This window comes from Bifidobacterium thermophilum, from assembly GCF_037482445.1.
Taxonomy (GTDB): domain Bacteria; phylum Actinomycetota; class Actinomycetes; order Actinomycetales; family Bifidobacteriaceae; genus Bifidobacterium; species Bifidobacterium thermophilum_B.
Genome location: NZ_JBBHLY010000003.1, coordinates 125389 through 144502, shown reverse-complemented (window position 1 = coordinate 144502; position 19114 = coordinate 125389). Strand labels below are relative to the sequence as shown.

16 protein-coding genes, 1 tRNA gene and 1 pseudogene are annotated in these 19114 nt (G+C 59.9%); 5 read left to right on the top strand and 13 right to left on the bottom strand.

Annotation, left to right across the window (positions count from 1 at the left end):
* Window positions 1–66: 66 nt before the first annotated feature.
* Window positions 67–1863 (bottom strand): S1C family serine protease, encoded by a 1797-nt coding sequence (locus tag WD012_RS03320; protein ID WP_339562374.1) that lies wholly within the window; start codon window positions 1861–1863, stop codon window positions 67–69.
* 232 nt (window positions 1864–2095) lie between these two features.
* A complete protein-coding gene (locus WD012_RS03315) occupies window positions 2096–3121 on the bottom strand; it encodes a threonine aldolase family protein (protein ID WP_339562373.1) in 1026 nt (341 codons plus the stop codon).
* 178 nt (window positions 3122–3299) lie between these two features.
* Between WD012_RS03315 and WD012_RS03310 the strand changes: the two genes are divergently transcribed.
* Together WD012_RS03310 and WD012_RS03305 are read left to right on the top strand one after the other, a co-directional pair.
* Window positions 3300–3788 (top strand): Rrf2 family transcriptional regulator, encoded by a 489-nt coding sequence (locus WD012_RS03310; protein ID WP_339562372.1) that lies wholly within the window; start codon window positions 3300–3302, stop codon window positions 3786–3788.
* A 23-nt stretch (window positions 3789–3811) separates the two neighbouring features.
* The gene (locus WD012_RS03305; protein ID WP_339562371.1) at window positions 3812–4816 is read left to right on the top strand and encodes an NADP-dependent oxidoreductase; all 1005 of its coding nucleotides are present in this window, start codon (window positions 3812–3814) and stop codon (window positions 4814–4816) included.
* A gap of 922 nt (window positions 4817–5738) precedes the next feature.
* Here WD012_RS03305 and WD012_RS03300 read toward each other — a convergent pair.
* The 5 genes from WD012_RS03300 to WD012_RS03280 form a co-directional block, all read right to left on the bottom strand.
* Entirely contained in the window at window positions 5739–6101 is a 363-nt protein-coding gene (locus WD012_RS03300) for a hypothetical protein (RefSeq protein WP_339562370.1), read from the bottom strand.
* Window positions 6102–6497, bottom strand: coding sequence for a polymorphic toxin type 50 domain-containing protein (locus tag WD012_RS03295; protein ID WP_339562369.1), 396 nt, complete (start codon window positions 6495–6497; stop codon window positions 6102–6104). It abuts the gene before it with no gap.
* Complete coding sequence (locus WD012_RS03290; protein WP_339562368.1) at window positions 6457–7167, bottom strand: DUF4417 domain-containing protein; 711 nt, start codon at window positions 7165–7167, stop codon at window positions 6457–6459. Before WD012_RS03290 ends, WD012_RS03295 begins: the two co-directional genes overlap by 41 nt.
* 124 nt (window positions 7168–7291) lie before the next feature.
* Window positions 7292–7912, bottom strand: a complete 621-nt coding sequence (locus tag WD012_RS03285) for an ImmA/IrrE family metallo-endopeptidase (protein ID WP_339562367.1) — start codon at window positions 7910–7912, stop codon at window positions 7292–7294.
* Complete coding sequence (locus WD012_RS03280; RefSeq protein WP_339562366.1) at window positions 7893–8243, bottom strand: helix-turn-helix domain-containing protein; 351 nt, start codon at window positions 8241–8243, stop codon at window positions 7893–7895. The genes WD012_RS03285 and WD012_RS03280 overlap by 20 nt, the downstream gene beginning before the upstream one ends.
* A gap of 414 nt (window positions 8244–8657) precedes the next feature.
* Between WD012_RS03280 and WD012_RS03275 the strand changes: the two are divergent.
* A pseudogene (locus WD012_RS03275) lies at window positions 8658–9779 on the top strand (IS1249 family transposase); the annotation flags it as partial.
* 125 nt (window positions 9780–9904) lie between these two features.
* Here WD012_RS03275 and WD012_RS03270 read toward each other — a convergent pair.
* The 3 genes from WD012_RS03270 to WD012_RS03260 form a co-directional block, all read right to left on the bottom strand.
* Window positions 9905–9987: transfer RNA gene (locus WD012_RS03270), tRNA-Leu, on the bottom strand.
* Between the two features lie 323 nt (window positions 9988–10310).
* Window positions 10311–11612, bottom strand: a complete 1302-nt coding sequence (gene tgt, locus WD012_RS03265; protein WP_339562365.1) for a tRNA guanosine(34) transglycosylase Tgt — start codon at window positions 11610–11612, stop codon at window positions 10311–10313.
* 520 nt (window positions 11613–12132) lie between these two features.
* Window positions 12133–12507, bottom strand: a complete 375-nt coding sequence (locus WD012_RS03260) for a DUF3073 domain-containing protein (RefSeq protein WP_339562364.1) — start codon at window positions 12505–12507, stop codon at window positions 12133–12135.
* A gap of 136 nt (window positions 12508–12643) precedes the next feature.
* Here WD012_RS03260 and trpS point away from each other — a divergent pair, with 136 nt between their 5' ends.
* Window positions 12644–13732, top strand: a complete 1089-nt coding sequence (trpS, locus tag WD012_RS03255) for a tryptophan--tRNA ligase (protein ID WP_339562363.1) — start codon at window positions 12644–12646, stop codon at window positions 13730–13732.
* Window positions 13733–13999: 267 nt separating this feature from the next.
* Here trpS and WD012_RS03250 read toward each other — a convergent pair whose 3' ends face one another.
* From WD012_RS03250 to WD012_RS03240, 3 genes are all read right to left on the bottom strand, one after another.
* Complete coding sequence (locus WD012_RS03250) at window positions 14000–14422, bottom strand: sterol carrier family protein (protein ID WP_339562362.1); 423 nt, start codon at window positions 14420–14422, stop codon at window positions 14000–14002.
* A gap of 261 nt (window positions 14423–14683) precedes the next feature.
* On the bottom strand, window positions 14684–17149 hold the full coding sequence (locus WD012_RS03245; protein ID WP_339562361.1) for a glycogen/starch/alpha-glucan phosphorylase: 2466 nt from the start codon (window positions 17147–17149) through the stop codon (window positions 14684–14686).
* Window positions 17150–17548: 399 nt separating this feature from the next.
* The gene (locus WD012_RS03240; RefSeq protein ID WP_339562596.1) at window positions 17549–17776 is read right to left on the bottom strand and encodes a hypothetical protein; all 228 of its coding nucleotides are present in this window, start codon (window positions 17774–17776) and stop codon (window positions 17549–17551) included.
* Between the two features lie 160 nt (window positions 17777–17936).
* Between WD012_RS03240 and WD012_RS03235 the strand changes: the two genes are divergently transcribed.
* On the top strand, window positions 17937–18668 hold the full coding sequence (locus WD012_RS03235; RefSeq protein WP_339562360.1) for a rhomboid family intramembrane serine protease: 732 nt from the start codon (window positions 17937–17939) through the stop codon (window positions 18666–18668).
* Window positions 18669–19114 lie beyond the last annotated feature (446 nt).

Here is a 19114-nt window from a genome sequence, read left to right as displayed (position 1 = left end):
CGTGCCGGGCCTTCGTTATCCGGGCCGCTCAGTCAGCCCTGGCCGCTCAGTCAGCGGGAACGGGGTTTACCACAGGCCGAACGGGTCGAACACACCGCCGTCGTCATCGTTGGAACCGTTGCCGCTTCCGTTGCTGCCGTTGCCGTTGCTGTTACCGCTGTTGCCGCTGTTGCCGGATCCGTTCGAGCTGTTGGAGCTCGTGGAGGTTTCAGCCTGGTCGAGGGTCACGTCCACGTCCATCGTCTTGCCATCACGCACGATGGTGAGCGTCACCTTCTCGTTGAGCGTCGCGGCCCGCACGTAGCCGAGCAGCGAGTAGCTGTTGGTCACCGCGTTGCCGTTGAAGGCGACGATGGTATCACCGGCCTTCAAACCGGCCTTGTCTGCCGCGCTGCCGGAGGTCACTGCGGAACCGGTGCCGGAGGAGGTGATCTCGGCGCCGCCGCGGGTCACGCCGTCGGCTTCCACGTTCGCGCTCTTGACGGTCACGCCGAGCACGACATGCGTCGCTTTGCCGTCCTTGATGATTTCCTCGGAGATGGTCTTGACCACGTTCGACGGGATGGCGAAGCCGATGCCGATCGAACCGCTGGAATCGGAGCTCGAGGAGCTGGAGGACGCCGTTGCGATCGAGGAGTTGATGCCGATGACCTCACCGGCCGCGTTGAAGGTCGGGCCGCCGGAGTTGCCAGGGTTGATGGCCGCGTCGATCTGCACGGCGTTCGTGACGACCTCGTTGTTGTTGTCGTCGGTCACGGAGACCGGGCGGTTCACGGCGGACACGATGCCGGTAGTGGCGGTGTTCTCGTAGCCGAGCGGGTTGCCGATCGCCATCACGCCTTCGCCGACGGCCAGCTTGTCGGAATCGGCGAAGCTCACCGCGGTCAGGTCGCTCGGCGGGTTGTCGAGCTTGATGACCGCCAGATCGGTGGTGCTGTCGGTGCCGACGACGGTCGCGGAGTAGATGTCGCCGTTGGCGAGCGTCACCTGGATTGCCGTCGCGCCGGAAATCACGTGGTTGTTGGTGACGATGTAGCCCTTGGTGTCCACGATCGCGCCGGAGCCTTTGGCGACGCCGCCGCTGATGGTCGACTGGATGGACACCACGGATGCCGAGACCTTCTTCTCGACCGTGGTCCAGTCGGTGCTGGTGGTCTTGCTGTTGGTGCTGCCCGAGCCGGACGTGTTCGAGGACACGCCACTGAGCGAGCTGGTGGTCGGGACAGTGACCCAGCCGTTGGTGATGGCCGCATAGCCGACGCCGAGGCACAGGACCGCCGCGACCAGTGCCGCGACGACGGCGACGACCACGTTGTTCGCGGTTTTACGTGCTGCGGGACGCCCGTCCGGGTTCTGGGGCGCTGCACCGGCGTTGAACGGTCCCTGCGGGCCGTTCGGGTCTTGTGGCGGGAACATGGGCGCCTGCGGGGCCCCCGGGTTCGTTGACGGTTCGCCGTACGGCTGCTGGGCACCGGTCGGCTGTGCGCCGATGTTGCCCGTGTCATTGCCGTAATATCCGCCGGCGTAGGCACCATACGGGTTCTGCTGGTGCTGCGGGGGAAGCTCCTGGGTGGCCCCGACCGGCTGCACGGGCTGGGTCTGCGATGTCGGGACCGGCCCGTACGCCCCGTATTCGGGTGCCGGCGTGTATGCCGGCGGCTGCTGTGTGGCGTTCGTATCGTTGTCGGCTTCCGCAGCCGGCGTATTCGTATCGATGACGGAGGTCGGCTGTTCTTCGCCGCTCTCCCCCGTGTATGACGTATCGTTTGTCGTCTGGTCGGCCGGCGGCACGGGTACGGTCTGCCGGGCGTCGTCCTGCGGCTGGTCGGGCTGGTTTTCCCAACCGGTATTGGTATCAGCCATGATTACTCCTTTTCGCCTAACTCACGGCCGCACATTCCGTTCGGCCTTGCACTACCTATGAGTAAAGCCGCCACTTCTCCATGTTTCCTGAATGTTCCTTGGAAACCGATTCAAAATCCTCGTCAAATACGCGCAAAGTGCGGAAAATCAACGATTCCAGAGGGTCCGTCAAAGCGACATAGGTCATCGAACTCAGCTGAGAGCGATGCACTCACGAACTCACGCACACACGCTACAGCAGGTCAATCAGCCGATCCACCGACTCGGCGGTCGTCGCCCAACTGGTGCAGATCCGCATCACCGTATGATCGTCGTCATACCGTTCCATGAAGCCGAGGCGGACCTCACGTTCCAGCCGTTCGATGGTCGCATGGTCAAGACTCACGAAAATCTGGTTGGTCGTGTTCTCGTACACCATCCGGTAGCCCTTGGCGCGCAGGGCTTCGCGGATGCGGTCGGCCATCCCGTCCGCGTTGCGGGCGATTCGCGTATACAGCCCGTCGGTGAACAGCGTGTCGAATTGCAGGCCCATGAGCCAGCCTTTCGCCATCAATGCGCCATGTTGCTTGATTTGCGCGGTGAAATGCTTGGGCATGTTGCCTTTGGTGAACACCACGGCCTCACCGAACAGCGCGCCCACTTTCGTGCCGCCGATATAGAACACGTCGGCGATCCGGGCGATATCAGGCAGCGTCACGTCAGTGCCGGACGCCACCAGCCCGTAGCCGAGGCGGGCGCCGTCGATGAACAGCGGCATGTGATACTCGTGGCAGACGGCCGCGATGGCTTCGAGCTGCGCCTTCGTGTACAAGGTGCCGTACTCGGTGGGGTGCGAGATGTACACCATGCCGGGGAAGACCATATGCTCGTGGTTGCCGTCGGCGTAGAAGGTCCCGCAATACTCGCGCAGCTCGCCGGCGTCGATCAGCCCGTCATGCTGCCCGATGGCGAGGACCTTGTGCCCGGTCGCCTCGATCGCGCCCGCCTCATGCACGTTCACGTGGCCGGACTCCGCGGCGACCACGCCCTCATACGGCTGCAGCATCGTGTCAATGACCAGCTGATTGGCCTGCGTGCCGCCGGAGATGAAGCGGACCTGCGCCTGCGGGCAAGCGCACGCCTGGCGGATCTTCTCCTGGGCGGCCTCACAGTAATGGTCGGTACCGTAGCCCGGCAGCTGCTCCATATTCGTCTCGGCGAGACGCTTCAGGATCGCAGGATGAGCGCCTTCACTGTAATCGTTCTGGAACACGAGCATGGATACGCCTCGAATCGTAGGTAGGACAACGGCTAAGCAATAGTGACATCCTATCATCGCGGCCGCGCGCATGGCGGACGACGCTCCCCTGCGCCTTGCACTCGGATTCGCCCACATCGAAATGTATCAGCTTGTGATACATTTATCTCATCTCTGACGACACGATGGGAGCGGAACCGTGGACACGAAATTCTCAACGGCAATCCACATGCTGATCCTCATCCACGAGGCCGACACCCCGATGAATTCGGAACAGATCGCCCACAGTGTCGGCACCAACGCCAGCTACATCCGCAAAATCGCCGCGCTCCTCAGCCATGCAGACATCATCGCAGGCCGACGGGGTTCGAGCGGATTCGCCATGCTCAAACCGCCGGAGGACATCGCACTGCTCGATATCTATCGCGCGGTCGAGCAACACGACGAAGTCCACATTTTCGACATCCACCACAATCCCAGCGACGAATGCATCGTGGGGCGCAATATCCGCCCCGTATTGACCGGGATGTTCCGCGAGGCCGAGCGGACGGTCGAAACCAAACTTGCGACAGCGACGCTGGCGGACTGCATCGCACAAATGCGCGCGCATATCAACCGCACCAATGCCAAGAGCGCCGTCAACAGCGGCAGCGCGATCGGCAACAGCAATACCGTCAACGCCCAATAGGGCAACAAGGAAGGCAGACCGCAATGAAAGCAGCGATGCTGGACCACTACGACCGACACGGAGCGCCTCTGGATGTGCGAGATATCCCCACACCCGAACCCGGCCCCGGCGAAGCGCTCGTGCAGATTCACACGGCGGCGGCGAACCCGCTGGACAATATGATCATCCGCGGGGACGTGCGCCTCATCGTGCCCTATCGCACGCCACTGGTCATGGGCAACGAATTCTCGGGGACTATCGTGCGGTCCGCCAGCGGTCGGTTCAAGCCCGGCGACCGCGTGTACGGCCGCATGCCCCTCGCCAAAATCGGCGCGTTCGCGGAATATGCCGCCGTGGACGAATCCGCGCTCGCTCTCGTGCCTGACTATCTGTCCATGGAAGAGGCCGCATGCGTGCCGCTGACCGCGCTCACCGCCTTGCAATCGCTGGAACTCATGGAAACGCAGCCGAGGCAGACGCTGTTCATTTCAGGCGGGACCGGCAGCCTCGGGGCCATGGCCATCCCCATCGCCTCACGCATGGGGCTGACCGTCGCTACCAATGGCAGTGCCCGCAACGAAAAACGCGTCCGCGACTTGGGCGCCGACATATTCATCGACTACAAGACCCGGCGCTATACCGATGTGCTGCACGATGTCGACTGCGTGCTGGACTCCTTGGGCGAGCGCGAACTGCCCGATGAATTCCAGGTGCTCAAACCCGGCGGTCATCTCGTCTCACTCCGCGGCATTCCTAACGGAAGATTCGCCAAACGCGCGGGATTGCCGCTGTTCAAACGGATGCTGTTCAGCCTTGCGGGGCGCAAATACGACCGTATGGCTGCGCGCAAGAATCAGACCTACGATTTCGTGTTCGTCCACGCCGACGGTGCGCAGCTCGGGCGCATCAGCGAGCTCTTCCCCGCGGAACGCCCGCTCAGCGTGTCCATCAACCGGACATTCGGGCTCGACCAGGTGAACGACGCGCTCGAACAAGTCAGGTCAGGCCACTCGCAAGGCAAAACGCTGCTGCGAATCGCGAACGCGTGAGACCGTGCCCGCGTCAGCCGGATACGCATATGCTGTACCCGCGTGAGCCCGTGCGCACGTAAGTCTATGCCTTCGTAAGCCGCACACACGTGAGCCGCACCCGCATGAGCTCGTGCCTGCGTATATCGCACCCGCGTGAGCCGCACACACGTATGTTGTACCCGCGTGAGCCCTGCCCGCTCATCACCCTGCTTCTGCCGACACTGGGGACCGCGTCAGCGTCGGCAGAAGGTCGGGAAATCGGCGGCCATTCGTCGATTCCCCGATTCCCATCCTGCGCGACCAATCCCGGCATCCCGGCCGCGCAACATCTCAACATCTCGCCGAATCGGCATGTTCAGAAGAGATGTTCAGAAAAATCTCTCGAAAACTCTCCGCAGAGACGAAATCCGAGATTTTTTGAGATTCCCAGCCAGCATGACGAACTTCCGTAATCGTAGAATCGTTGAAATTCCAAGCTTCCATCCGCCACACCATACCGACGACCAGACGATGGAGTCTCAAAAACTTCCAAAAACAGGCATCACCGACGAGATGTTCAGACTTTTTCTCAATATCTCGCAAAACTGGACGAAAATCGGAGATTGTCAGATTTCAGCCCGATGCCCCGCACAAGGCTGAGATCAGCGACGCCTCAGAACCGAAGCAAGTAGAGACAGGGAAAGTAACATGCGGCGCGCTGGAAAACGAGTGAATTTGACAACTACATGCCTCATTGTCATCCATCGCTACTGCCGTATGGCATGTCGCAAGGCGATGCATCATCACGGAATAGCTCAACACGGATGGCCACAAGCACCGACCAGTGACGCCACTCATCCCCGTTTCCGTCCGATACCCGAACAAGCTCCTCAACGTCGGCAGCGAATCGGGATATTGAACAGAATTGTTAAGACTTCGGGATAACCACTCGCGGAAAATATCATCCAGCCGCCGACTCATCAACACTGCCGACCAACGCACGGGGATAGATAATCCGCCCGCGTGAATCTGAGACCATGCTGGGCATGTCCAAATATGTGACTTCGATACCCCCGTCACCTTGCGAAAAATGTTCCCCCGGGACTACGGTTGCAACCACGGAATAGGCAACGACGATGAACTCGTTGTATGCCGCACCGGAATTCTCAACATCCGCAATGTTATCGGACTCGTATGAAGTGAGAAACCTGCACACATACTCCTCATGCTCGCCATACTTTAGTGTAAGCAGTTCGTCGCCATGGGCAATACCGTATTCCAATAGAATTCCTACGGTGTTCTTTTCTTCTTTGTGATACCACATCTATTCTTCCTCCGGATAAGCTGGCACGATATGCGCGCCCTTGGCGCTGTAGTGAATTGTTCCGCAAGTTGTTTGGCGTGTTTCTCCGGTATCGGGATTGACCCATAGCCCGATTACACGATGAAAGTTTACTTTCTCGACATGTGACTTTGGAAACCAAAGCCCCGTACCGGCATATTCATTGACAAGCTCTTGAGCATCCTTTACTGTCCCATAGAATATACTTTTCGTATTCCCCTTTGCAATTTCTTGCGCATAATTATTTGTCCCAACGATATGCTTCTTCTGTTGACCATGGTTGATTTTTGTTGTGAACCCTCCATGAACTAATCGTACTGGCGTTTCCTTAGTATTTTCATGCAATAACTTGAAAACGTTGCTCGGCGGCTTCGTCATTACGAGCGGTCCTTTCAAGTTCAGCGTACCGATGATTCTTGAAGAAATGGATAGGAATGCCGAGCGCTCTCGGATATTCGAACATTCCATATGAGTCCGTTCCGTACACAATAATCGCAGTTGGGTGCAACGTATTGACCGCTTTTGCGACATCCGTGAAGAAGTAATCCTGGTTGTCCGGGAAACGTATATTTCCGTGCGCCCCAATGGCGATGACGCTATTCCTTGGAGCTCCCGCGAGGGCATATGATTCGGAGTTTTTCCCAGAAAGTCTGATATTTGCAATGACGGCTAGCCCCTGAGACTGAAGCCAGTAACCGCATGCGTAATTGCGATACGTATTCCAAATTTTCAATGATTCTGGAAAGTCGCGGCAAAGGCTATAATCAGGGGCAATGACTCCAGCGAAACTCCTGAGTTTCGACATATATTTTCTAGGATTATTCCAAAATCGTTCTATTTTTTCATCATGTTCATAGAAGTGCACAAAAGCGTTCGACATATCGCGCGACGTCCGCATCGCTTCGCTAAAGGAAATCAGTTCCTTGGGGATGACGTGGCATGGTTGCATAATTGGGATGTCAAAAGGCCGCGCAAAAGTCGCCCCGTCAACCATGTACCCGTGGAAATTGTCCTTTCGGGACTTGTAATGAACTGTATAATTGGACATGTTGTGCCCATCCTTCCTAATGGTCCGGATAATGCTTCAAACGGTGGCACAATGTCATTGCCGGATGATTCATTGTGATCGTCTGATATGCGGTGTGCGAACTTGCCGGTTCGCACACCGTTTCCTATTTCATGATTTGCGTCAACTCAGTTTGTTCATCGTTCCTTCTTTCCAATAGCAAACCGTTGTGGTAAAGCTCAAGAATGGCGTCGTCAATATCTTTGTCATCTTGACGATGACGAAGCCAGTTGGAGTGCTGACTCATAATATGCGAGGCACATTCCGTCGAGATCCCAAATCGCTGTGCAATTTCTTCAACGGATGACAAACCTAATGTTTCGACAAGAACCGGCGGCGCGATGGAGTATTTTGCCCAAAAGTTGGCCTCGATTTCAGCTGTCTCACTTCCCTGAACATGCCCGCGAAGAAGATGTCCCGCTTCATGCAACTTGGTGAAGCGCACCCTTCCCGGCGATTCTTGAAGGTTGCATGCAACAAAGCGTTGACATCCCCCACGCGTCGTAAGCGTGAACGAGAAACCACTAGGACAACGACATAGCATTACCAAATCATGCAAAGAGGATGAATCGTAGATCGATTGATATGCCAACGATTGAATCCCATGGGCTTCGAGCAGCTCTGAAGGATCAACCGGTATTTTTATGTAGCCAAGTTTCTTAAAGGCGCTTACAACACTCCACTTCAGTTCTTGGTAGAAAGTGGGGTCATTGACGATGAATCCCATCACGATCCCCCTTTCCTCTTGCCGCCAGCAAGGCGATGATAATCTCTCTTGTTTCCTGTTCACTGAGATCGCCGCCATGCCTTTCGCAGTATGCTTTAATCCTGCCAAATGGGGTATCGACAGATGATTCAGGCAATCCTAGGAGGTATTCTGAAGTGGTATGCAGTACGGTTGCGATATTGGCAAGCGTATTTGCAGTAGGCTCTCGGTCACCCGAGAGATATTTCGAAATGCTTGGCTGGGTTGTTCCAGATCGCGCTGCAAGTTGCGATTGGGTTATCCCGTGCTGCCGCATCAAATCACGCATCCTATTCCCCAATTCGATGGACATCAGAGGCTCCTTTCGCTCATCTGCGCAGCTGTCTGCGACTATGCGCCCATTATATCACAATTATTCCAATCGGAATATTCGCCAATTCACCTGATGCGGCAATCTTATTGAAAGGCCGGCGCTATCACCAATCTTCAAGATTGCAATCGCAACTACTGAAAGGAACACCAGAAAGCAATCCATCCAAGCGCGGCTATTTTCCACATGCAACAAAAGGCACAACCAAAGGAAAGCAAGTCATAGGCCAGAATGCGTGTCCGGAATCGGGTGTGAGGGGTTGTCCTGCCGGGCGTGTCGCGGTTTCGAATCCTCATGCCGCCACTTTCGAGCCCGGCCAGAATGTGTGTCCAGAATCGGCACAGACCCGTTGCGGCGCAAGGCATGCTGGCGGTTCGAATGTGCCAGATTGGTGGAATGAACACTCCACGATGCCCCAAATGCCACGGGATGATGAAGAAGAACGGTTCGGCCAGCGCCGGGAGGACCAGGTGGCGATGCAAGGACAGCGCCTGCGGCGCGTCGGCGATCAGGTCGTACGACCGCGCCGCCGCGGACCTGCGCGCCGGTCTGGACTGGCTGTTCTCCAAGGACAGCCAGGCAGAACGCCGCATACCGGCCAGGAGCCTGAGACGCGCCAACACACTGATGTGGAGCCTATGGCCGCCGGTGCCGTTGGACCGGTCGGCGCATGACGTGGTGCACCTCGACGGCATCCACCTGCATCGGAAGGCGGTCGTGCTCATCGCGGTCACCGACGGCCATGTCATCGGATGGCACGTGGCCAGGAACGAGACCTGCGCCGCATGGTCGTCGCTGCTGTCGAGGATCGCGCCGCCGCTGGCCGCGGTGTGCGACGGGGGAGGCGGCGTGCTCAAGGCGCTGCGCACGGTCTGGCCCTCGACGCGCGTGCAGCGCTGCCTGTTCCACGTGTGCATGAACATCACCGAACTGACCGGCCTCAGGCCGCGTCTCGAGGCGGGCAAAAGCCTGAGGAAGGCCGCCGTCGCCCTGTCGCGCGTCTCGGACGCCGATTCCGCGGCGCAATGGCTGGCGTCGTACAACCAGTGGGAACAGGACCACAAGGAGTTCCTCGACCAGAAAAGCCGCCGGGAGGACGGCACCGTCGCCGACCAGCACCGGCGTCTCGCCAAGGCGCGCCGGATGATCCGCAGACGCATCCGCGAGGGGCACCTGTTCACGTTCGTCGAACCGCCGCAGGGGTGCGCGGCGCCGATCCCGCCGACGAACAACCTCATCGAGTCATGGAACGCACGCATCCGCGACATGCTACGCCGGCACCGGGGCCTGTCCCTGGTGCGGCAGATCAAGGCGGTGTGCTGGTGGTGCCACCAGCACACCGGGCATCCGGAACCCGACGCGTGGCTCGCGGCCAACGCCGTCACGGACGAACAAATCGAGGCGCTCTACCGGGAGGCCTGGGAACGCAGCCCGCTGGGTGCATGGCAGACGACCGGAATCCCGATGCGATACGGCACCGGCATCAACTGGGACGAATTCCACACCCCAACCGAATACCACGGCACCCCCGACCGGCCCACCACCAGACACATATTTTGGCCTATAACCCCCTCAGTTCGAGGCGACACGCGCGAAAAGTCACCGGAAAACAAAAACCGGAGCCGAAGCTCCGGTTTTGTTCGTGCGAGCGGAGGGAGTTGAACCCTCACGAGCATTCGCTCACTGCCACCTGAAGACAGCGCGTCTACCATTCCGCCACGCTCGCAGACAAATAGACAAGATACCATGATTGACCATCTGTTGCAAGCTAGCATCATCGGCGTGTCGTGAGCATAGATGTCAGCCGGCTGCTGTCAACACGCAGACGGGCGCCGCGAAGCAACTGTAATGAGGCACCCAAAAGAGCACCCACCGGCCGGCGTTGATCTTGTCGGCAGGCGCAGCATGCACCAACCAGTATCAACGCCAACGCCGTCTCCAGCGTCGCCAACGCAAATATCAGCAGACTGCTGGCCTGAGGCATCATCCGGCCACCACACGACCCGCTCAATCACCCGCTCGGTCAGCTCACCCGCGCGACCCGCTCAATCACCCGCGCGACCCGTTCGCGTAGAATCGCGCCAGCGTCTCGTCGCGGAACTCGTCGAAATACCCACCGTCAATCGACGCGCGGATGTCGTCAAGCAGCTTCACGAAGAAATGCTCGTTGTGAATCGTCGCCAGTGTGAAGCCGTTGAACTCCCTCGCGCGCAGCAGATGGTCGACATACGCCCGTGAATAATGCGTGCACGTGTAGCAGTCGCAGCCCTGTTCAAGTGGCTCGAAATCGAACTTGTTGGCGGCGCGCTTGATGTTGTACCGTCCGTCGCGCGTGAAAATGGCGCCATTTCGCCCGCAACGCGCGGGAGCCACGCAATCGAAGGTGTCGCCGCCGTTCTCCACGCACGCGAAGATGTCATCCACCGCCGCGATACCGAGCACGTGGCGCGGCCGGCTCTCCGGCATTGCGTCGCAGATCCACGCGCACGTGTCACCGATGATCCGTTTCTCGATCGCGCCTCCGATACCGACGCCGTCGAAGTCCAGCGAGGCGATCTCCTCGGCCGCATGCCGCCGCAGATCCTCGTAATTCGCGCCTTGGACCACGCCATACAGCGCCTGGTACGGCTTGCCGAGCCGCTCCCGGGTGAGCCGCTCATGCTCGGCGACGCAGCGTTTCGCCCATCGGAACGTGCGTTCCACCGAGCGTTCCTGATATCCGCGCGTGTTCATGAGCGTGGTCAGCTCGTCGAACGCGAACATGATGTCGGCGCCGATCTTGTGCTGGATTCCCATGCTGATTTCCGCGCTGAACCGGTGCTTCGCGCCGTTGAGCGGCGATTTGAACGTCACGCCGTCCTCGTCCACGAAAGCGAGGCGTTCCTTGCCTTCGGCGATTACGTCGTCCGACTTCATGCCGGTCACGTCCATGGCGAGCGTCTTCTTAAAGCCCGCGCCCAGCGACAGCACCTGGAATCCGCCGGAATCCGTGAAGGTCGGGCCGTCCCAGTTCATGAACTTCGCCAGCCCGCCGGCCACGTCAAGCACATCCTCGCCCGGGCGTTCGAACAGGTGGAACGCGTTCGACAGCAGGCATTGCGCGCCAAGCTGCTTCATGGATTCCGGCAGAACGGCTTTCATCGCTCCCTGCGTGGCGACCGGCACGAACGCGGGCGTATGGATGTCGCCGTGCGGGGTGTGGATGATACCGGTGCGCCCGTACCGCGCGCCGCCACGCCCTTTGCCGTTCGCGGCATCCGGCAGGCGGGTGATGGTTTCAAACCAGAACGCGCTACGGTCACCGGGTTTGCCGGGCTCGGCGCCACGGGGGTGTTCAAGCAGACTAGTCATAGCCGCTACTTTAGGCGGAACCTAGGGAAAAGGCAGTTCCGTGGCGGGATTCCAATATTGTCCCCAATACTGTACGCCTGCGCATGGTTTGCCACTTGGCTGCGCGGGACCTTACGTCCATTAGGGTCATAAGCGAATATCTGCCCGGATTTCGCGGGAGTTTAGCGAAATTCCATGATTCGCGGATAAACTCCCACGCAGAACCCGGGAGTTTGGCGCGATTCCGCTGTACGGACGATAACCTCCCAATCAAAACGTTGGAATTCCGCGATTCAGAAAAATCAGCCCAGAAGCCTTCAGCGGGAGTTTATTCGCCAAACGCCGTATCCGCGATAATCTCCCACCCAAATCCGGGAGTTCATCCGCCGGCAGGCAGTTCCGGCACAAAGTCCCGCCCACAACACAACTGACCGCGCCCGGAATATGCCGGACGCGGTCAGTTCGCGTAGTGCTGAGTTTATGTATCGTCGCCAGCCCTCTGGCTTACGTGCACCAGCTGCCGATGCAGTTACAGCTACTTCTACTTCGCCGGCTTGTCACTCGGATGCGACTTCGGTTTCATGGCACTCGGCAGCGGCATATGGATCGGCTTATGCGGCTTGACCGGCGTATGCTGCACCGGCAGTTCGTCGCTTGCGGCCTTCGCCGCCGCTTCCGCCGCCCACTTGGCGTATTCGTCTAGATCGTCATCAACTGGTGATGACTCGCTCTTGGTGCCCTCGCCCGACTCATGCGCATACTGCTCTTCGACGTCGGCGAACGGATCGAACGAACCGGTACCCGGCTCCTGGGAATTGAGCTCCTTGGCGAGCTCATCGTAGTCGGTATCGGTAGTCAGGTACTTGAGCTTACGGGCTATTTTCTGCTGTTTTGCCTTCTGACGTCCGCGGCCCATCTGACCCCCTGCAATACTTATAGTTGTTGAATCATCATATAAGAGAGTACCACTTATTATGCACGTGGTGGTTGTCTGCTGAGACTTTTACGATAAAAGCAAGTTTTACTTGGGCTTTCAAGGCAAAGGAATGGTCATGGCAGATGAGCAAGTGACTGCTGTAGGCAACGAGATGAGCGCGAGTTTCCTCGCCGCGAAGAAGCGTTCGGACGAGACGCTGGCTGCGCTCAAGGAGAATCCGGGCAAGTTCACGATGCTGACCGGCGACCGGCCGACCGGACGCCTGCACCTTGGCCACTATTTCGGCTCGATCCGCGAGCGTGTCGCCATGCAGAACCTGGGCGTGAACACGAATATCATCATCGCTGATTATCAGGTGATCACCGACCGCGACACCACCGAGCACATCCAGGACAACGTGCTCAACCTGGTGCTTGACTATGTGGCCGCCGGCATCGACCCGAACAAGACCATGATCTACACGCATTCCGCGGTTCCGGCGGAAAACCAGCTCATGCTGCCGTTCCTGTCGCTGGTCACCGAGGCTGAGCTGCACCGCAATCCGACCGTGAAGTCCGAGATGGAGGCTTCCGGCCACGCGCTGACCGGCCTGCTGCTTACCTACCCGGTGCATCAGGCGTGCGACATCCTGTTCTGCAAGGCCAACGTAGTGCCGATCGGCAAGGATAATCTGCCGCATGTGGAGATCACGCGCACTATCGCCCGCCGGTTCAACGAGCGGTATGCGAAGAAGCACCCGGTATTCCCCGAGCCGAGCGCGATCCTGTCCGAGGCCCCGGAAATCCCGGGTCTTGATGGCCGCAAGATGAGCAAGTCCTACGGCAATTCGATTATGCTGGGCGCCACCGCCGAGGAGACCGCGAAGCTTATCAAGAAGAGCCGCACCGATTCCGAGCGCAAGGTGACGTATGACCCGGTGAACCGTCCGGAAGTGTCCGCGCTGCTGACCACCGCCGGCCTTGTGACGGGCCGCGACCCGAAGGATATCGCCGAGGAAATCGGCGATGCCGGCGCCGGCGCCCTGAAGGCGTACGTCACCAAGTCGGTCAACGAGTTCCTCGCCCCGCATCGCGAGCGTCGCGCAGAACTCGCCAAGGACATGGATTCGATCCGCGACATTCTGCACGACGGCAACAAGCGCGCCAACGAAATCGCCGAGCAGACCCTGGACGAGGTCCGCGAGGCCATGGGCATGAAGTACTGACCCGGGTCAGACAATCCGCGTTGGTTCCCACAAGCCGGCTGTGCCAAGAGGTCTCTTGGCACAGCCGGCTTGTGTATGCGACGCTTGCCTTTCTTATCCCCTTACTCTCGGCAAGATGCAACAACCTTCCTCCGCTGATGCAACCCCAGACGGAGCGATAGGGGATGAGCGGAGGAAGGTCTTAGCGTGGGCTTATTGCCGACCGAAGCAATCGTGGGTTCTCGCAATCGTCCCGTAGCTTCCACTCTGCATGGACTGTACGCACGCTCAGACGAGCGGTAGCAGGCCGCTCAGATCGTCACGTTCGCCGACGGCGCTGATGCGGCCGGCCTGCTTTTCCTCGGCCCACGTGGTAATGCCGCATGCCAGACGCAGCCACACATCGGGATCGAGTTCAATCACATCAGGCGGCGTGAGATTGTGCGGGTCAGACGCCGGCCCGTCCAGGATCTTGATGGCGCCCCACGGCGCCACACGCACTTCGACGCCCTCCCCCGGCGCCTTGCGCTCCAACAGATACAGTGAGTACCGCACGGCCCACGCCCACACCGGACGCGGCAAATCATTCGGTGACACGGCCAGACGCCCCGTCTCGCTGTCGTCCTGCGCGGCGAGCTCCCATGCCTTGTCACGCCACTGTTGCAGCCCGTCACGGCCTTTATCAATATCCTGTTCCCTGATTACCGGCATACCCCCATTGTGCCACGCCTGCACGTCACGCCGCACTCAGCGCAAGACTAATCCATACCGGCCCTGTTGCGGCCCTGTACGCGCCCTTGGGCGGCCATACAACAACACTTCCTGCGGCGGCCCCTTGCCCCCGCGCACAGAAACATAAGAGGCGGAAGCCCTGCATTCGCGGTGCTTCCGCCTCTTTGGATCGACCGGCATCTACCGGTCTACTGCCCTACCGGTTCAGGCGTTCACGCCCATACCGGCCGGCACTGGCGCTTACTTGAGGGCGCCGGTGTGCCAGATGCGCTCGAGGTAGTCCTCGATGGAGCGATCGGAGCTGAAGTAGCCGGAGTTGGCCACGTTGAGCACAGCCATACGGGCCCACTTCATCGGATCGCGGTAGGTCTCCTCGATCTCGGCCTGGATGTCCATGTACGCGCGGAAGTCCGCGAGCGTCATGAAGTAATCCTTGTTCAGCCAGTCGTTGACGAGGTCCTTGTAGGTGTCCTTGTCGCCGTCGGAGAAGGTGCCGTCCGCGACCATGTCGATGGCCTGCTTGAGCTGCGGATCCTTCTCGTAGTACTCGCGGGACAGGCCCTTGGTGTCGTAGCCCTTGGCGTACAAGGCGGAGACTTCCGGCTCGGTCATGCCGAAGAGGAAGAAGTTCTCAGCGCCGACGCGCTCACGGATCTCGACGTTCGCGCCGTCGAGCGTGCCGACGGTCAGGGCGCCGTTGAGGGCGAACTTCATGTTGCCGGTGCCGGAAGCTTCCTTGCCGGCCTGCGAGATCTGCTCGTCGAGGTCGGTGGCCGGGATGAGGTTCTGGGCCAGCTCGATGTTGTAGTTCCACGGGAAGTAGACGTGCAGCTTGCCCTTGGTGGCCGGGTCGTTGTTGATGACGCGGGCCACGTTGTTGATCAGCTGGATGGTCTGCTTGGCCAGGTAGTAGCCCGGGGCGGCCTTCGCGCCGAAGAACACGGTGCGCGGAACCAGGGTGTCCGGGTCGACCTTGCCGGACTTGATGTCGGCGTAGGTGGCGATGACCGCGAGGATCTTCAGGGCCTGGCGCTTGTACTCGTGCAGACGCTTGATCATCGTGTTGAACATGGTGTTCGGGTCGATGTCGAAGCCGTACTTGCGCTTGGCGAACGCAGCGAAGTCGTTCTTGTTGGCCTGCTTGACGGCGGCGAACTTCTTGACGAACTCCGGATCGTCGGCCAGCGGGATGAGGCCCTTGAGCTGCTCGAGGTCGGACAGCCACGCGTCGGTGCCCAGACCCTCGGTGATGAGGTCGGACATGCGCGGGTTGGCGAGCTTGATGAAGCGACGAGGAGTGACGCCGTTGGTGACGTTGGTGAACTTGTCCGGGTACACGGAGGAGAAGTCCTTGAGGGTGACGTCCTTGAGCAGCTCGGAGTGCAGCTCGGCCACACCGTTGACGTAGGAGCCGCCGTAGGTGGCGAGGTACGCCATGCGGACGGAAGCGTCCTTGCCGTCGGTGTAGATGCGCATGCGCTCGATCTGGTCGTCGGCAACGCCCTTGGCCTTCAGCTCGGCCATGAACTGCTCGTTGATCTTCTTGATGATCTCGAGGTGACGCGGCAGCAGCTCGCCGATCAGGGAGGCCGGCCACACTTCCAGAGCTTCCGGAAGCAGGGTGTGGCAGGTGTAGTTGAAGGTCTTGTTGGTGATGGACCAAGCGGTATCCCAGTCGTAGCCGTACTCGTCGATCAGGACGCGCATGAGCTCCGGGATGCCGATCACCGGGTGGGTGTCGTTGAGCTGGAACACGATCTTGTTCGGCAGCGTGGTCAGGTCAGGGTTCTTCTCGCCCGGGTAGAACACGCGGATCGCGTCGTGGATGGACGCGGAGACGAAGAAGTACTGCTGCTCGAGGCGCAGCTTCTTGCCCTGCGGGGTGGAATCCTCCGGGTAGAGGATCTTGGAGATGTTCTCGGCCTCGACCTTCGGGATCACGGCGTCGAGGTAATCGCTCTTGTTGAAGGTGAGCAGGTCGAACTCGTCGTAGGACTTCGCGGTCCACAGGCGCAGCGTGTTCACGCGGCCGGACTTGTAGCCCGGAACCATGTAGTCGCACGGGACGGCGCGGACAGCCCACGCCGGCTTCCACACGCGCTTGCCGTTCTCCTCGACGACTTCGCCGCCGAAGTTCACGCGCTGGTCGCGGTTGTAATCGACGTGGCCCCACGGCTCCTCGTTGACGAGCCAGTAGTCAGGGGTCTCAACCTGCTTGCCGCTCTCGTCGAACTCCTGCTTGAAGATGCCGTACTGGTAGCGGATGCCGTAGCCGAAGGCCGGCACGCCGATGGAGGCGAGAGAATCGATGTAGCAGGCGGCGAGACGGCCAAGACCGCCGTTGCCCAGGCCCGGCTCATACTCGGCGTCGATGACGTCCTTGGTGTCGAAGCCCAGCTCCTTCATGGCGCCTTCGAACTGCTCGGTCAGGCCGGCGTTCAGCAGCGCGTTCTCCAGCTGCTTGCCCATGAGGAACTCAGCGCTCAGGTATCCAACGGCCTTGGTGTCGCCGTTGACCATGTCGTGCTGGGTCTTCATCCAGGAATCCACGAGGTGGCGGCGCACGGCAGCAGCGGTGGCCACATACACATCGGCGGCGGTCGCCTGCTCCGGCGTCACGCCCTGGGTGTACTTGAGCTGCTCGCGAATCTCGTCGGTGAACTCACCGGAAGTAAGCGAAGACTTCGGTGCAGTGATTTCGGTCATTATCTGACTCCCTTTGACGGAACCTATTCCAAGAACCATTATGCCTGAAAGTGTCGGCATCGGCACGGCCTGACAAGCGCAGTGCGCCCCTTTCTGCATACGTTCTCAGAGGTGATATTATCATCACCCCCTCAACCATGCGCAATCAGGCTGGGGCATGGCGTCAAACCTTCTTTGTGTTTACTGGATTAACAATTGGGGAAAGCCCGTTCCCGCGCGGTTCATGGGTGGAACGCCAGTTTGGAAGCAATCGTTTGCATGAAACGACACGCCCAAGCCGGCCCCGGCCCAATACCACAGCAGGGACGCCCCGTAAGGAACGTCCCTGCATATGCTGCGCACCATGTGCCTCAACGGGCACAGGCCCGCCTGGCATCGGTTGCCGTGCGGCCGGCCGGATCAGGCCTGCTCAGGTTCGGCGGCAGCCTCGTCGGCTTCGTCGCCAGCCTCGCCATCGGCTTTGTCAAGCCCCAGGTCGACCGGCGAGGAGCTGTTCTCCCACGGCTCCTCCCACGGGTCGTAGTCCGGGTTCTGCTGCTTGTAGATGTACATACCCGCGACAGCGGCGAGCAGCGCTCCGAAAAGCAGCGCAAAGAACTTCCAACCGTTAGAAGACTTCTGCTCCATGACGGCTCCTTTCAGGTACCAGGTGACCTGCCCATCCAAGTCAACTCTGCTTACCATAGTAAGACTCCGTTTGTGACGATTGGGTGGAAGAGCGGCAAGAGCACCCCGCTGCAAGCATATTCACACCGCAGACGCATCTGCCGGCGTTACAGTTGGGACCATGCGAATTGGCAGTGTTACCCTCGACCGGCGGTCCATCGATGCGCAGTGGCGCAGCGGGGGACCGGTGATCACCGCGGCGATCACCGTGGTATGTGTCGTCATATGGCTGTTGGAGATCCTGTTCCAGCACACGCTCCCGGCACTGTTCACCTCGATGCTCGGCTCGGGGATGTTCATGCCCATCACCGCCGTGGAGCATCCGTGGACCTGGCTGACCTCGATGTTCCTGCATTCCACGTCGATCTTCCATGTCGGCTTCAACATGATGGCGCTCTGGTCGGTCGGGCCGGTGCTGGAACGCATGTTCGGCCACTGGCGTTTTCTGGCGTTGTACCTGGTTTCCGGGTTCGGCGGAGCCGTGGGCGTCGCCCTGTGGTGCCGTATCACCGGCAACTGGCTGATGGCGGCGTATGGCGCGTCCGGCGCGATTTTCGGCCTGTTCGCGGCGCTGCTCATCGTATTCAGGCGGATGGGCGCCGATATTCGATCCATGCTGGTGTGCATGGCCATCAACTTCGCGATGCCGATGGTCATCCCGAATATCGCTTGGCAGGCGCATGTCGGCGGCTTCCTTGTGGGCGGGCTGCTGACCTGGCTGCTGGTGGACGGGGTCCCGGCGTTGCGTCGGCAGCCGTTCTCCAGGCGCATGTGGGTGTACGCGTCGGCTATCACGGTCGTTCTCGTGGCGGTCCTGGTGCTGTGCGTCCCGCCGATCGGGCGGATCGCGTAGCGATCGCAAGGCACCCTGTGGCGCGGTAGCGGCCGTGGAAGGTGATTGCGCAGGGCAATCGCGTAGGGCGTCGCCTCAGGCAGCACGTTGACATGCCGTAATCCCGGCGTGGTGTGACTCGTCAGTCGCACCGCGGCATGGTACGGCCGGTTGGCACGGCAGTGAGGCCGGTACCGGCCTGTAGTGGGACACGGCAGGCACATGACGGACGGATATCGCCGGCTCATGGGCGGATTCGCCCGGCATCCGTGTGCAGTGCGGCTCCATGGGCGCACGGCGAGCCGATTGCCATCCGGTAGCCCGGCAGGAATCCGGCATTGGCGCCTCGGAGCGTTCCGGATTGTCCAGGATTGTCCCAAGAAGAGAATTACACCGATGTAGTTTTCCACATCTGTGGACAAGGCGGTGGATAACTTGGGTATAAGTGGGGTATAACCCGTGGATAG